The sequence below is a fragment of the Streptosporangium sp. NPDC002721 genome (assembly GCF_042888905.1).
Lineage (GTDB): Bacteria > Actinomycetota > Actinomycetes > Streptosporangiales > Streptosporangiaceae > Streptosporangium.
Genome location: NZ_JBIAQI010000004.1, coordinates 250395 through 264103 on the forward strand (window position 1 = coordinate 250395; position 13709 = coordinate 264103).

12 protein-coding genes are annotated in these 13709 nt (G+C 69.2%); 3 read left to right on the forward strand and 9 right to left on the reverse strand.

Features of this window, described 5'->3' with window-relative positions:
• Positions 1-226: 226 nt before the first annotated feature.
• The 7 genes from ACFYWM_RS07245 to ACFYWM_RS07275 form a co-directional block, all read right to left on the reverse strand.
• Positions 227-988 (reverse strand): succinate dehydrogenase/fumarate reductase iron-sulfur subunit, encoded by a 762-nt coding sequence (locus ACFYWM_RS07245; RefSeq protein ID WP_389909939.1) that lies wholly within the window; start codon positions 986-988, stop codon positions 227-229.
• 2 nt (positions 989-990) lie between these two features.
• Positions 991-2898: a fumarate reductase/succinate dehydrogenase flavoprotein subunit gene (locus ACFYWM_RS07250; protein WP_389909942.1), complete on the reverse strand. Its 1908-nt coding sequence runs from the start codon at positions 2896-2898 to the stop codon at positions 991-993.
• A gap of 9 nt (positions 2899-2907) precedes the next feature.
• Entirely contained in the window at positions 2908-3693 is a 786-nt protein-coding gene (locus ACFYWM_RS07255) for a hypothetical protein (protein WP_389909945.1), read from the reverse strand.
• A 543-nt stretch (positions 3694-4236) separates the two neighbouring features.
• Positions 4237-4686 (reverse strand): response regulator, encoded by a 450-nt coding sequence (locus ACFYWM_RS07260; RefSeq protein ID WP_389909948.1) that lies wholly within the window; start codon positions 4684-4686, stop codon positions 4237-4239.
• The gene (locus ACFYWM_RS07265) at positions 4679-6319 is read right to left on the reverse strand and encodes an ATP-binding protein (protein WP_389909951.1); all 1641 of its coding nucleotides are present in this window, start codon (positions 6317-6319) and stop codon (positions 4679-4681) included. Before ACFYWM_RS07265 ends, ACFYWM_RS07260 begins: the two co-directional genes overlap by 8 nt.
• Before the next feature lie 113 nt (positions 6320-6432).
• Complete coding sequence (locus ACFYWM_RS07270; protein WP_389909954.1) at positions 6433-7587, reverse strand: PP2C family protein-serine/threonine phosphatase; 1155 nt, start codon at positions 7585-7587, stop codon at positions 6433-6435.
• A gap of 272 nt (positions 7588-7859) precedes the next feature.
• Complete coding sequence (locus ACFYWM_RS07275; RefSeq protein ID WP_389909957.1) at positions 7860-8792, reverse strand: LysR family transcriptional regulator; 933 nt, start codon at positions 8790-8792, stop codon at positions 7860-7862.
• A gap of 416 nt (positions 8793-9208) precedes the next feature.
• On the opposite strand from ACFYWM_RS07275, the gene ACFYWM_RS07280 reads away from it, so the two are divergent.
• From ACFYWM_RS07280 to ACFYWM_RS07290, 3 genes are all read left to right on the forward strand, one after another.
• On the forward strand, positions 9209-9844 hold the full coding sequence (locus ACFYWM_RS07280; protein ID WP_389910275.1) for a succinate dehydrogenase cytochrome b subunit: 636 nt from the start codon (positions 9209-9211) through the stop codon (positions 9842-9844).
• Between the two features lie 82 nt (positions 9845-9926).
• On the forward strand, positions 9927-11855 hold the full coding sequence (locus ACFYWM_RS07285) for a fumarate reductase/succinate dehydrogenase flavoprotein subunit (RefSeq protein WP_389909960.1): 1929 nt from the start codon (positions 9927-9929) through the stop codon (positions 11853-11855).
• Positions 11852-12589: a succinate dehydrogenase/fumarate reductase iron-sulfur subunit gene (locus tag ACFYWM_RS07290; RefSeq protein ID WP_389909963.1), complete on the forward strand. Its 738-nt coding sequence runs from the start codon at positions 11852-11854 to the stop codon at positions 12587-12589. Before ACFYWM_RS07285 ends, ACFYWM_RS07290 begins: the two co-directional genes overlap by 4 nt.
• Before the next feature lie 244 nt (positions 12590-12833).
• On the opposite strand, the gene ACFYWM_RS07295 is transcribed toward ACFYWM_RS07290, so the two are convergent.
• On the reverse strand, positions 12834-13394 hold the full coding sequence (locus tag ACFYWM_RS07295) for a Clp protease N-terminal domain-containing protein (RefSeq protein ID WP_389909966.1): 561 nt from the start codon (positions 13392-13394) through the stop codon (positions 12834-12836).
• A gap of 2 nt (positions 13395-13396) precedes the next feature.
• Positions 13397-13630: an RNA polymerase subunit sigma-70 gene (locus ACFYWM_RS07300; RefSeq protein ID WP_329085846.1), complete on the reverse strand. Its 234-nt coding sequence runs from the start codon at positions 13628-13630 to the stop codon at positions 13397-13399.
• Between the last annotated feature and the right edge of the window lie 79 nt (positions 13631-13709).

Below are 13709 nucleotides of genomic sequence, written 5' to 3' on the forward strand. Positions count from 1 at the left end.
TCCACCTGAGCCGGCCTCCTCCGCCGTTCCCTCTGCCCGGACGATCGTCGTCGCGCACGTCCGCGAGCGACCCCGCACGTCCCTGAGCGATCTCCACGGCCTGCCGGGACAGGTCGGGGCGGCCCGGGGAAACAAAGGGGAAAGCGGCCCGGGGAAACAAAGGGGAAACATGACGGCGCCGCCCCGGGAGAGCCCGTGGGCGGCGCCGTCGTGAGAGGCGGGAAGGTCAGCCCTTCGAGCTGGAACGCTTGAAGATCTTGTTGCCCAGCCAGACCAGCGGGTCGTACTTCCGGTCGACGACGCGCTCCTTCATGGGGATCAGCGCGTTGTCAGTGATCTTGATGTGCTCGGGGCAGACCTCGGTGCAGCACTTGGTGATGTTGCAGTAGCCCAGACCGTGCTCCTCCTGGGCGGAGTCCTTGCGGTCGGCCACGTCGTACGGGTGCATGTCCAGCTCGGCGATCCGCATCAGGAAGCGCGGACCGGCGAAGTTGGTCTTGTTCTCCTCGTGGTCACGGATGACGTGACAGACGTTGTTGCACATGAAGCACTCGATGCACTTGCGGAACTCCTGGGACCGCTCGACGTCGATCTGCTGCATGCGGAACTCGCCCGGCTTCACGTCGGCCGGAGGGGTGAAGGACGGGATCTCCCTGGCCTTCTGGTAGTTGAACGACACGTCCGTGACCAGGTCCTTGATCACCGGGAACGTCCGCATGGGCGTCACGGTGATCGTCTCCTCCTCGGTGAAGGTGGACATCCGGGTCATGCACCCGAGCTTCGGCCTGCCGTTGATCTCCATCGAGCACGAGCCGCACTTGCCGGCCTTGCAGTTCCAGCGAACGGCGAGGTCGGGGGCCTGGGTGGCCTGGAGCCTGTGGATGATGTCGAGGACGACCTCACCCTCGTTCACCTCGACCGTGAAGTCCTCGAGCTTGCCCTCGCCGCCCTCGCCCCGCCACACGCGGAACTTCGCCTTGTAACTCATGGTTACTCCTTGGCCAGCGCGTCAAAGGCGGCCAGCTCTTCCTCGGTGATGTACTTCTTCAGCTCGTCGCGGTCGAAGAGTTGGATGAGGTCGTCTCGCATCGGCTGCTGCACCTGCTCCTGGACCGTGACGCCGGAGCCGTCCGCGTCGAGGGAGCAGAGCAGGATCTTGGTCCGCCACTCGGCGGACATGCCGGGGAAGTCGTCGCGCGTGTGACCGCCGCGGCTCTCCTGGCGCAGCAGCGCCGCCTTCGCCACGCACTCCGAGACCAGGAGCATGTTGCGCAGGTCGAGGGCGAGGTGCCAGCCCGGGTTGTAGATGCGGCTGCCGGCCGCGCCGACGCCCTGGGCCCGCTCCTTGAGCTTCTCCACCGCCTCCAGCGCCTCGGAGACCTCCTCGGCCTTGCGGATGATGCCGACCAGCTCGTTCATCGTCCGCTGCAGCTCGTGGTGGACCTCGTAGGGGTTCTCGCCCGCGCGCTCCAGCGGGGCCAGCGCCTCCGCGCTCGCCTCGGCCACGACCTCCTCGGAGATCTTCGGCCGGGCCGCGAGACCGTCCACGTACGAGGCCGCTCCGGCTCCCGCGCGGCGGCCGAACACCAGCAGGTCGGACAGCGAGTTGCCGCCGAGCCGGTTGGAGCCGTGCATGCCGCCGGAGACCTCACCGGCCGCGAACAGGCCGGGCACGCCCGCCGCGCCGGTGTCGGCGTCGACCTCGACGCCGCCCATGATGTAGTGGCAGGTCGGGCCGACCTGCATCGCCTCCTTGGTGATATCGACGTCGGCCAGCTCCTTGAACTGGTGGTGCATCGACGGCAGCCGCTTGATGATCTCAGCGGCCGGGAGGCGGGTGGAGACGTCCAGGTAGACGCCGCCCTGGGGTGATCCGCGGCCCGCCTTCACCTCGGAGTTGATCGCCCGCGCGACCTCGTCACGGGGGAGCAGCTCCGGAGGACGGCGGTTGTTGGCCTGGTCGGTGTACCAGCGGTCGCCCTCCTCCTCGGTGGTGGCGTACTTGTCCTTGAACACCTCGGGGATGTAGTCGAACATGAAGCGCTTGCCCTCGGAGTTTCTCAGCACCCCGCCGTCGCCGCGGACGGACTCGGTGACGAGGATGCCCCGCACGGAGGGCGGCCAGACCATCCCGGTGGGATGGAACTGGATGAACTCCATGTTGATCAGCTTCGCGCCGGCCAGCAGGGCCAGCGCGTGGCCGTCGCCGGTGTACTCCCACGAGTTGGACGTGACCACGTACGACTTGCCGATGCCGCCGGTGGCCAGCACGATCGCGGGGGCGTCGAACAGGATGAGCTTGCCGTTCTCCCGCCAGTAGCCGAAGGCCCCGGAGATCGCGCCGCTCCCGCCGGGACCCGTCTCCTTGAGCAGGCGGGTCACCGTGCACTCCTGGAAGACCTTGATGTACGCCTCGGCGTCGCCGTGGAGCTTCTCGTCCTCCTGCTGGAGCGCGACCACCCGCTGCTGCAGGGTGCGGATCAGCTCCAGGCCGGTGCGGTCACCGACGTGGGCCAGCCGGGGGTACTCGTGCCCGCCGAAGTTGCGCTGGCTGATCTTGCCGTCCTTGGTGCGGTCGAACAGCGCGCCCCACGCCTCCAGCTCCCAGACCCGGTCGGGGGCCTCCTTGGCGTGCAGCTCGGCCATCCTCCAGTTGTTGAGGAACTTGCCGCCGCGCATGGTGTCGCGGAAGTGCACCATCCAGTTGTCGTCGCTGTTGACGTTGCCCATGGCGGCGGCCGCGCCGCCCTCGGCCATGACCGTGTGCGCCTTGCCGAACAGCGACTTGCAGACGATCGCCGTCCGCTTGCCCTGCTGGCGGGCTTCGATGGCCGCCCGCAGACCCGCACCGCCGGCGCCGATGACGACGACGTCGTATTCGTGACGCTCGATTTCCACAGGAGATCCTTATGCGAACGAGAAGGCGATGATGCCCTTGGCGACCAGGCGCACGTACAGGTCGGCGCCCATGACGGAGAACATGGAGATCAGCGCGAGCTGCGAGTGCTTGGCGTTGAGCTTGGAGACGAATCCCCACGCCCGGTAGCGGATCGGGTGCTTGGAGAAGTGGTTCAGGCGCCCGGCCGTGATGTGCCTGCAGGAGTGGCACGACAGCGTGTACAGGTTGATCAGGACCGCGTTGGCGATCAGGATCCAGGTGCCCAGGCCGGCCGGGTTCTCGATCAGCGCCTTCACCGCGTCGTACGCCAGGACGAGCCCGACGAGGATCGCCGCGTAGAAGAAGTAGCGGTGGACGTTCTGCAGGATCAGCGGGAACCGCGACTCACCGGAGTACTTCTTGTGGGGCTCGTTCACCCCGCAGGCCGGGGGCGAGAGCCAGAACCCCCGGTAGTAGGCCTTGCGGTAGTAGTAACACGTGAAGCGGAACCCCGCGGGCAGGCCGAGGATCAGCAGGCCGGGGGGCAGGGTGTACCAGTCGCCGAAGGGGGCGAGGCCGAACAGCCGCGCGTCCGGCGGACAGCTCGTCGCCAGACAGGGCGACGCGAACGGCGCGTGGTACGGCGATACGAAGTAGCTTGTATCAAAGATCGCCCACGTGGCGTAGACGAGGAATGCCGTGAAAATGATGAAAGTGACCAGCGGATAGCGCCACCACTGGTCGGTCCGCAGAGTGCGCTCCTTGATCTGCGCACGTTGCCTTCTGGCCGGGCTCTCGGCCGTTGTCTGGGTCATCGAGACCTCTCCACCTCCCACGGACCCCGCTCGCCCAGGGGTCCGGGTTGTTTCAGTTGTGCCGCGCGTCCGGGCCTCGTCGCGCCGGCTCACACGTGCGCGCGCATGTTGGTGGGGGATACGTTACGACGGCGCCTAGGGGTTGTGTGTAAGGGGTCTCTCACAATTTCACCGACCCGGTGTGATTCCTGTCACGTTCGCGAGCCAAGGCGTCCCGCCTGCGGCATCTCACGAGGTGGACGATCACGGGGAGGTCTCGGGAGGCTGCAGGCACGGATGCGACAGATGGGCAACCCCTGATTTTCGCCACCCGCTCATGACCTCGCCCGGCCGCCATCCCGCCCGGCCGTGACCCTGTTCGTCCGCGGCCCTGCTCGTCCGCGGCCCTGCTCGTCCGCGGCCCGGCCCGTCCGCGGTCCCGCCTGTTCGGGACCCCGTCTGTCCGCGGTCCCGCCCGGCCGTGACCCCGCTCGTCCGCGGCCCGGCACGGCCGCGGTCCCCGGCGGGCCGCCGGGGGTGCCGGTTCGTGATCCCGGCGGGCCGTCAGTAGTGCTGGCCGGAGTTGGGCAGCTTGACGACGGTCACGAAGAAGTCGTCGATCCGCCGGACCACGCTGATGAACTGGTCGAAGTCGACCGGCTTGGAGACGTAGGCGTTGGCGTGCAGGTTGTAGCTGCGCAGGATGTCCTCCTCGGACTCCGACGTGGTCAGCACGACCACCGGGATCCCGCGGAGCTTCTCGTCGGCCTTTATGTCCTGGAGCACCTCCCGGCCGTCCTTGCGGGGCAGGTTGAGGTCGAGCAGGATCAGGTCGGGCCGGGGCACGCCTGCGTAGCCGCCCTCCTTGCGCAGGAAGGCCATGGCCTGCTCGCCGTCGTTGACCACGTGCAGCTTGTTGCGGACCTTGTTGAGCTCGAACGCCTCCCGCGTCAGTAAGACGTCGCCCGGATCGTCCTCGACCAGAAGGACGTCTATCCAGCGCAGGTCATTCATCGATGTCTCCTGTGGGAAGGGTCCAGCGGAAGGTCGTGCCCGATTTGGCGGTTTTCTCGACGTTCTCGCTGTTCTCGGTGATCGCGATGTTCTCGGCGTTGCCGGTGTTCTCGGTGTTCTCAGTGTTCTCGGTGTTCTCGGTGGCCCCGGTGACCTCGGGAGCCCCGTTGTTCTCGTCGTTCCCGTTGTCCACCCAGATGCGGCCACCGTGGTATTCGACGATCTTCTTGCAGAGTGCCAGCCCGATGCCCGTGCCCGCGTACACGTCCCGCCCGTGCAGGCGCTGGAAAATCAGGAAGATGCGGTCAGTGTATTTGCTGTCGATGCCGATGCCGTTGTCGGTGCAGGAGAACTCCCACATGTCGCCGTCGCGCCGCGCCCCGATGTGGATCACCGGCGGCTCCTGCGAGTGGAACTTGATCGCGTTGCCGACGAGGTTCTGGAAGAGCTGGGTCAGCTGCGCCCGGTTGCCGTACACCTCGGGCAGCTCGTCGTGGGTCACCGTCGCCCCGGCGTCCTCGATGGTCGCGCCGAGGTTGTTCAGCGCGGCCTTGAACGGCACGGTGGCGTCGATCCTGGTGCGCTCGCCGCCCATCCTGCCGACCCGGGAGAAGTCGAGCAGGTCGTTGATCAGCATCTGCATGCGCTTGGCGCCGTCGACGGAGAAGGAGATGTACTGCTTGGCGCGCTCGTCGAGCTGGTCGCCGTAGCGCTGCTCCAGCATCTGGGTGAAGCTGGCCACCTTGCGCAGCGGCTCCTGCAGGTCGTGGCTGGCCACGTAGGCGAACTGCTCCAGCTCGCCGTTGGAGCGCTTCAGCTCCGCCGTCTGGTCCTCCAGCTTGCGCTGCGTCTCGGAGGACCGCCGCCACTCGGCGAGGATGCGGCGGCGCATCGCGTCGACGTGGCCCGACAGCTCGGACAGCTCGGCCGGGCGCTCGACCCTGAGCTTGTGGTCGAAGTCCCCCTGGGCGACCGCGCGGACCTGCTGGTTCAGCTCGGCCAGCGGGCGGAGCACCGCGTACCGCACGATGAGCACCGCGACGATCCCGGCCACGACGAGCGCCGAGGCCACCCCGATGAGCGCGATGTAGAAGGCCCGCCAGCCGAGGTCGAGCCGGACGACACCGGCCTCGTGCAGCCGGTTCAGGTGGCTCTGGAGGCCGGTCAGGGACTGGCGGACCTCGTTGAACCGGGTGGCGTTGATGGGGGCGTTCTGCCGGGCCGCGTCGGTCTTCAGGGTCGGTACGGAGGCGATGACCTTCTCCGCGTAGTCGCGCCGCCAGGCCTCTCCCGCCGCCCTCAGCCGGGCCACCTCGGCGGTGACCACCTCCCGTTCCGGCATCCGGGGGAGCAGCGCGGCGAGCGTGCCCAGCGCGGTGTTCTCCGCGATGATCGCGGTGCGGTAGTCCTGGAGGGAGATCTCCTCGTTGGTCCTGCCGTACGCCCGGACCGAGCTCTCCTGCGAGGTGATCGCGTTGGAGACCTCCAGGAGGCGCAGCGCCGCCGGGTCGACGACGTCGACCAGCGTCTCCCTGGCCTCCCGCGTCTCCTCGATCGACTTGATCGTGACGACGGCGGAGATCATGAAGACCAGCGCGATGCCCACCCCGGCGAGCGTGAACCAGCGGCCCACCGGGAGGTTCCCGAACCCCTTCGCGGGGGCGGGCGCGGGCAGGGGGCGCGGGCTGAGGCCGTGGCCCGAGTGATCTGAATGGTCCGAGTGATCCGGACGGTCCGGACGATCGGTCATCGTTTCCCGTTTCGAGAGATGAGCACGGTCGCCAGGTCGTCGCTGAGCGCGTCGCGGTTCAGCTCGATGACGCGTTCGATGAGCCGGTCGAGCTCGATCCCGCCCTGCTCCTGGACGAGGTTGAGCAGGCCCTCGGTGCCGAGCAGGTCGGGCCCGCCGCCCACGGTGGCCTCGATCAGCCCGTCGGTGTAGAGCAGCAGCGACCAGTCGTCGCCGAGCGGGACGTCGATCGCCGACCACCGGACGTCCTGGAAGATCCCGAGCGGGGGGCCGGAGGGGGTGCCGGGCACCACGTCGATCACGCCGTCGCGGATCAGCAGCGGCGGCGGGTGGCCGACCACGTGCATCCGCGCCCGGTCGAGGGCGGGGTCGATCGTGACGATGCACAGGGTGGTGAAGATCTCCACGGACTTGCGCTCCAGGCGGAGCACCGACTCCAGGGTGCCGAGCAGGTCGTTGCCGGTGTGCCCGGCCAGGACCAGGGTCCGCCAGGCGATCCTGAGCGCGACCCCCAGCGCGGCCTCGTCGGGGCCGTGCCCGCACACGTCGCCGACCACCACGTGGACGGCGCCGTCGGGGCTCTGCACGGTGTCCCAGAAGTCGCCGGCGAGGAGGGCGCGCCTGCGCCCCGGCAGGTAGCGGGCCTGGTGCTCCAGGACTCCCGGGGCCAGCAGCGGGACCGGCAGGAGCCCGCGTTCGAGGCGGGAGTTCTCCTTGGTGAGCAGCTCGGCCTCGACCAGCCTGCGCTGGGCCAGGTCGGCGCGCTTGCGCTCTATCGAGTAGCGGATCGCCCGCGCCAGCAGGCGGGCCTCCACGTCCTGCTTGACCAGGAAGTCCTGGGCTCCGGCGGCGACGGCCTCCACGCCGACGTGGGTGTCGTTCAGGCCGGTCAGCACGAGCACGGCGGCGTGCGGCGCCATCGACAGCACCTGCTCCAGCGCCTCCAGGCCGGTCGCGTCGGGCAGGGAGAGGTCGACGAGCACGCACCGCACGTCCTCGGTGAGGCGCTCCCGGCTCTCGGCCATGCTCCGCACCCAAATGATCTTGGGTGGGTTGTCCGCCTCGCTGAGCAGTTCCTCCACGAGGAAGGCGTCGCCCGCGTCGTCCTCGATGAGGAGGAGCGTGAGCGTTTCATTGGCGGGGGCGGTCACTGACGCCTCTTCGTTGGATCGGGAGAACCTGTCGACGCTACGTAGAATAGTGTGACACCGGGACTTAGAGGGTGTTGATCAGTCCCTGTGATCCACGCGGTCGATATCGTGACCCTCCGCACGTCAGGAACGCGCCGCGGCGCACGCCCGCAGGCCCGTCGGGAGCGCCCACCGCCCCTGCCCGGCGCGGTGGTCCGCAAACCTCCGCCCGTCGCGCGGGACCGGCGCCCACATCGCGTACCGTGCCGGACCTTCGGACCCGTCGCGCCGGCTCAGCTCTCGGTGATCAGGTCGAGTCCCTGGGGGAGGCTGCCGTCGCGGGCGGCCTCGGTGAGGAAGAGGAGCAGGGTCGAGCGGAAGGCCTGGGCGGCGCGGGTGGGCTGGACGTCCTTGCGATGCGCGATGGCTATGGTGCGGCGCAGCCCCGGAGGCGCCAGGGGCGTCCCGGCCAGTCCCGGGCGGCCGTCCAGCACCATCGAGGGGACCAGCGCGACCCCCAGCCCGGCCTCCACGAAGCGCAGCACGGCGTCCATCTCGCCCCCCTCCACCGCGAACCTGGGCTCGAACCCGGCCTGCCTGCAGGCGCTGAGCGTCGCCTCCCGCAGGTCGTACCCGCGCCTGAACATCACCATCGGCCGCCGTCGCAACTCGTCGATGCGCACGTACGGCCGGCGGGTGTGATCGTTCGAGGGGGAGGCGACGACGAGGTTCTCCCGCAGGATCTCCTCGGTGACGAGGGCGGGGTCGTCGCTGTGCAGCGGCATGATGATCAACGCCAGGTCGAGCTGGCCGCGGGCGAGGGTGCGGACCAGGTCGCGGGAGCCGCCCTCCTCCACGAACAGCTCGATGCCGGGGTAGGCGTGGTGGAACCTGGCCAGCGCGTCGGCGAGCAGCCCGGCGCAGAGCGAGGGGGTCGCGCCCAGCCGGACCCGTCCCCGGCGCAGCCCCGCGAGCTCGCCGACCTCGCTCCTGGCGGTCTCGGCGTCGGCCAGCATCCTGCGGGCCAGCGGCAGCAGCGCCTCGCCCGCCGGGGTCAAGGTGACGTTCCCCCGGGCGCGGCTGAACAGCGGCGCGCCGAGCTCGGCCTCCAGGGCCTTGATCTGCTTGCTCAGCGAGGGCTGGGCGACGCGCATCCCCTCGGCGGCCTGGGTGAAGTGCCGGGACTCGGCGACCGCCACGAAGTAGGCGAGTTGCTGGAGCTGCACGTTTCCCTAGCGTAGGGGGTCCCTCGCGTACGGTCCCCTGGCGCGCGGGTCGTCGGGGTCCCGGGCCCGGGATTCATAGCGCACGGGTCCTCCGGCCTCGGATCCGGGGCGGACGCAGAGGTGGGGGACGATACGAGATTCGCATAAGGAAGTTGTGAGATTGCTCGCACCATGTCCGGTTCGTGCCGCTGGAACCCGCAGGGACGCAGAGCTAATAGCCACAGGCTATGGAAACCACATCCACGATGACTTGGACGCGATAAATCCTCCTACCTAGCGTGACGAGTGTGACTGCCACGATTGAGCGCGGATCCGCCACCGCGTCGGTGAAACCCCAGGCGGACGTTCCCGCGAAGCCCGCACGGCACAGGCGGCGGGGCGGCTTCCTGAGCTCCTCCAACGGCAAGAAGGCCGTGATGGCCGTCACGGGTGCCGCGATGGTGCTCTTCCTCGTCGGCCACATGGCCGGGAACCTCAAGAGCTTCTTCGGCGCCGAGTCCTTCAACTCCTACGCGGCCTTCCTGCGGACCCTGGGCGAGCCGATCCTCCCGTACCGGGCACTGCTGACCATCATGGAGATCGGACTGGTCGTCTCGGTCGGGCTGCACATGTGGGCGGCGATCTCCCTGGCCCGGCGGGCGCGCAAGGCCCGTCCCGTCAAGTACGCGGCCAGGCGCAGGTCCCGGGCGGACGGCTACGCGGTCCGCACCATGCGCTACGGCGGCGTCATCATCGTGCTGTTCGTGGTCTACCACCTGCTGGACCTGACGTTCGGCGTGGTCAACCCGGCGGGTGCGAGCTCCACCCCGTACGAGCGCCTGGTCGCGAACTTCGCGCCGTCCCGCTGGTGGGTGACCCTGTTCTACGTGCTCGCGGTCGTCATGGTCGGCCTGCACCTGCGCCACGGCCTGTGGAGCGCCCTGCAGACGCTCGGCATGGCGGGCCGCCGCAGCTACCGCGCGCTGAAGGCCGCCGCCACGGGCCTGTCGGCGCTGCTGGTCGTCGGCTTCCTCGCGGTCCCGGTCTCGGTCGCGTTCGGAGTCATCAAGTGAGTACCGGTCAAAGGGCGGGTCTTCCGTACGGCGTACAAGAAGCGGATCTTCCGCGTGGTGAGCGAGGAGCGGTGAGCGGGTCATGACCACGGGATACACAGAGGGCGCGCCGATCCGCGACACCAAGGCCCCCGACGGCCCGATCGAGGACCGCTGGGAGAAGCGCAAGTTCGGCGCCAAGCTGGTCAACCCGGCCAACAAGCGCAAGCTCAACGTCATCGTCGTGGGCACCGGCCTGGCGGGCGGCTCGGCCGCCGCGACCCTCGGCGAGCTGGGCTACAACGTCAAGTCCTTCTGTTACCAGGACACGCCCCGGCGCGCGCACTCCATCGCGGCCCAGGGCGGCATCAACGCGGCCAAGAACTACCGGGGCGACGGCGACTCGATCTACCGGCTGTTCTACGACACGGTCAAGGGCGGCGACTTCCGCGCCCGCGAGTCCAACGTCTACCGGCTCGCCCAGGTCAGCGTGAACATCATCGACCAGGCCGTGGCCCAGGGCGTGCCGTTCGCCCGCGAGTACGGCGGCCTGCTCGACACCCGCTCCTTCGGCGGCGCGCAGGTCTCCCGCACCTTCTACGCGCGCGGCCAGACGGGCCAGCAGCTGCTGCTCGGCGCGTACCAGGCGCTGGAGCGGCAGATCGCGGCCGGGACCGTCGAGATGCACACCCGCCACGAGATGCTCGACCTGATCGTCTCCGACGGCCGGGCGCGCGGCGTCATCGTCCGCGACATGGTCACCGGCGAGATCGAGCGTCACCTGGCCGACGCGGTCGTGCTGGCCAGCGGCGGGTACGGCAACGTGTTCTTCCTGTCGACCAACGCCAAGGGCTGCAACACCACGGCGATCTGGCGGGCGCACCGGCGCGGCGCGATGTTCGCCAACCCCTGCTACACCCAGATCCACCCGACCTGCATCCCGGTCAGCGGCGACTACCAGTCGAAGCTGACCCTGATGTCGGAGTCGCTGCGCAACGACGGCCGGGTGTGGGTGCCGCTGGAGCGGGGCGACGCCCGTCCGGCCGCGGAGATCCCCGAGGAGGAGCGCGACTACTACCTGGAGCGCATCTACCCGGCGTTCGGCAACCTGGTCCCGCGTGACATCGCCTCCCGCGCCGCCAAGAACGTCTGCGACGAGGGCCGCGGCGTCGGTCCCGGCGGCCTGGGCGTCTATCTCGACTTCGCCGACGCGATCCGCCGCCTGGGCCGCGACGCGGTGGAGAAGAAGTACGGCAACCTCTTCGAGATGTACGAGCGCATCACCGGCGAGGACCCCTACGCCCAGCCGATGCGCATCTACCCGGCCGTCCACTACACGATGGGCGGCCTGTGGGTGGACTACGACCTGCAGTCCACGATCCCGGGCCTGTTCGTGATCGGCGAGGCCAACTTCTCCGACCACGGCGCCAACCGCCTCGGCGCGTCCGCGCTGATGCAGGGCCTGGCCGACGGCTACTTCGTGCTGCCGACCACGATCGGCGACTATCTCGCGAACGGCCCGTACGGCGAGGTCGACGAGGAGGCCGTGGCCGAGGCCGAGGTCGCGGTGCGCGAGAAGATCGCCAGGCTGCTGTCGAACGACGGCGACCGCACCGCCGACTCCTACCACCGCGAGCTGGGCAAGCTCATGTGGGACTACTGCGGCATGGAGCGCACCGAGGAGTCGCTGCGCAAGGCCCTGGAGCGTATCCCCGAGCTGCGCGAGGAGTTCTGGCGGAACGTGAAGGTCTCCGGCGAGGCCGGGGAGCTCAACCAGGCGCTGGAGCGGGCCGGTCGGGTGGCCGACTTCTTCGACCTGGCCGAGCTGATGTGCGTCGACGCGCTGCACCGCACCGAGTCGTGCGGCGGCCACTTCCGCGCCGAGTCGCAGGACGCCGACGGCGAGGCCCTGCGCGACGACGAGCACTTCGCCTACGTCGCCGCCTGGGAGTACGGGGAGCAGGGCCCGATCCTGCACAAGGAAGATCTCGACTACGAGTACGTCAAGATGAGCCAGCGGAGTTACAAGTGAACCTGACACTCAAGGTCTGGCGGCAGAGGGGCCCCGAGGACAAGGGCCGCATGGTCACCTACCGCGTCGAGGACGTGTCGCCGGACATGTCCTTCCTGGAGATGCTCGACGTCCTCAACGAGCGGCTGATCCTGGAGGGCGACGACCCGGTTGCCTTCGACCACGACTGCCGCGAGGGCATCTGCGGCATGTGCGGCATGGTCATCAACGGTGTCGCGCACGGCGAGCAGGTGGCCACCACCACCTGCCAGCTGCACATGCGGCACTTCGAGGACAACGCGGTCATCACCATCGAGCCGTGGCGCGCCGCGCCCTTCCCAGTGGTGAAGGACCTGGTCGTGGACCGCTCGGCGTTCGACCGCATCATCCAGGCGGGCGGCTTCGTCTCCGTCCCCGCGGGGTCGGCCCCCGACGCGCACAGCATCCCGGTGAAGAAGGTCGACGCCGACTCGGCGTTCGACGCGGCCACCTGCATCGGCTGCGGCGCGTGCGTCGCCGCCTGCCCGAACGGCTCGGCCTCCCTCTTCACCGCCGCCAAGATCACCCACCTGAGCCTGCTGCCGCAGGGCCAGCCCGAGCGCGACTCCCGCGCCCTGGCCATGGTCGAGCAGATGGACGCGGAGGGCTTCGGCGGCTGCACCAACACCGGCGAGTGCACGGCGGTCTGCCCCAAGGGCATCCCGCTGGACACCATCGCCCAGATGAACCGCGACTACCTGCGGGCCTCCAAGTAGGTCCTCGTGGGTCTTCGTGGGTCCTCGCAGTCCCCGTAGGTCTTCGTGGGTCCTTGCAGGTCCCCGTGAGTCCCCGTGAGTCCACGTGAGTCCACGTGAGTCCACGTGAGTCCACGTGAGTCCACGTGAGTCCACGTGGGGTCCCCTTGAGGCCCCGGAAGTGGGAGCCGCCCCCGTGCCGGGCGTGGCTCCCGCTTCCCCGTTCCGGGCCGCCGGGACTTCCTGCGGGGGCATCCCGGCGGGGTCATCCCAGCTCGGTGACGATCTCCCGCCGCAGGGTCGCGGCGTCGAGCTTCGCGTCGGCCAGCACCCTGCTGCCCAGCCCCTGTCCCTCGCGCAGGATGCCCAGCAGGATGTGGCCGTCGCCGATGTAGTTGTGCTTGAGGCTGACGGCCTCGCGCAGGGCCAGCTCCAGGGTCTTCTTCGCCCGGGGGCTGAAGGGGATGTGGAAGTCGCCGAACAGGCGGCCCCGCCGATCGGTGCGGGGCTTGCGGTCCAGGGCGCCGGGCCCGAAGGCCGCCTCGACCTTCTCCCTGATGGCCGACAGGTCGATGCCGATCGACTCCAGCGCCTCGGCGTCGAGCGCGTCGCCCGGCTTCTGCGGGGTGAGGCGGACGACCGACCGGTAGGCGCCGTCGTGGTCGAGGCCGTGACGGCCCAGCACCCGTGCCGACAGGCTCTCCGGCTGGGCGAGAAGGCCGAGCAGGATGTGCTCGGTGCCGATGATGTCGTGCCGCAGTTTGCGGGCGTTCTCCTGCGCGAGGATCACCGCCTGGCGGGCCTCGCGATGGAACCGTTCGAACATGGCTATCTCTCCCGTCTCAGCAAACCTCGGCCGCCCGCGTACTTCTTGTGCACCGCCTGCCGGGTGACCTCCAGGCAGTGCGCGATCTCCTGCCAGGACCAGCCCTGCTCGCGTGCGTTCTCCACCTGGAGGGCCTCCAGCCGGTCGACCAGCGTCCGCAGTGCCCGCACGGCCCGCAGGCCCACGGCCGGATCGCGGCTACCGGCGTCGGATGCCAGTTGCGCCGTATCACTCATGACGTCAATCTAGGTTGACGCGAACCGTTTGTCAACTCTGATTGACGGCGACACGCCGGGAAGGGCGAAAATGATTTGC

Bases quoted from the DNA above. Each gene is read 5' to 3' on its own strand.
- ACFYWM_RS07245 (WP_389909939.1), bottom strand. From the start codon at position 988: ATGAGTTACAAGGCGAAGTTCCGCGTGTGGCGGGGCGAGGGCGGCGAG.
- ACFYWM_RS07255 (WP_389909945.1), bottom strand. From the start codon at position 3,693: ATGACCCAGACAACGGCCGAGAGCCCGGCCAGAAGGCAACGTGCGCAG.
- ACFYWM_RS07260 (WP_389909948.1), bottom strand. From the start codon at position 4,686: ATGAATGACCTGCGCTGGATAGACGTCCTTCTGGTCGAGGACGATCCG.
- ACFYWM_RS07280 (WP_389910275.1), top strand. From the start codon at position 9,209: ATGGCCGTCACGGGTGCCGCGATGGTGCTCTTCCTCGTCGGCCACATG.
- ACFYWM_RS07285 (WP_389909960.1), top strand. From the start codon at position 9,927: ATGACCACGGGATACACAGAGGGCGCGCCGATCCGCGACACCAAGGCC.
- ACFYWM_RS07295 (WP_389909966.1), bottom strand. From the start codon at position 13,394: ATGTTCGAACGGTTCCATCGCGAGGCCCGCCAGGCGGTGATCCTCGCG.
- ACFYWM_RS07300 (WP_329085846.1), bottom strand. From the start codon at position 13,630: ATGAGTGATACGGCGCAACTGGCATCCGACGCCGGTAGCCGCGATCCG.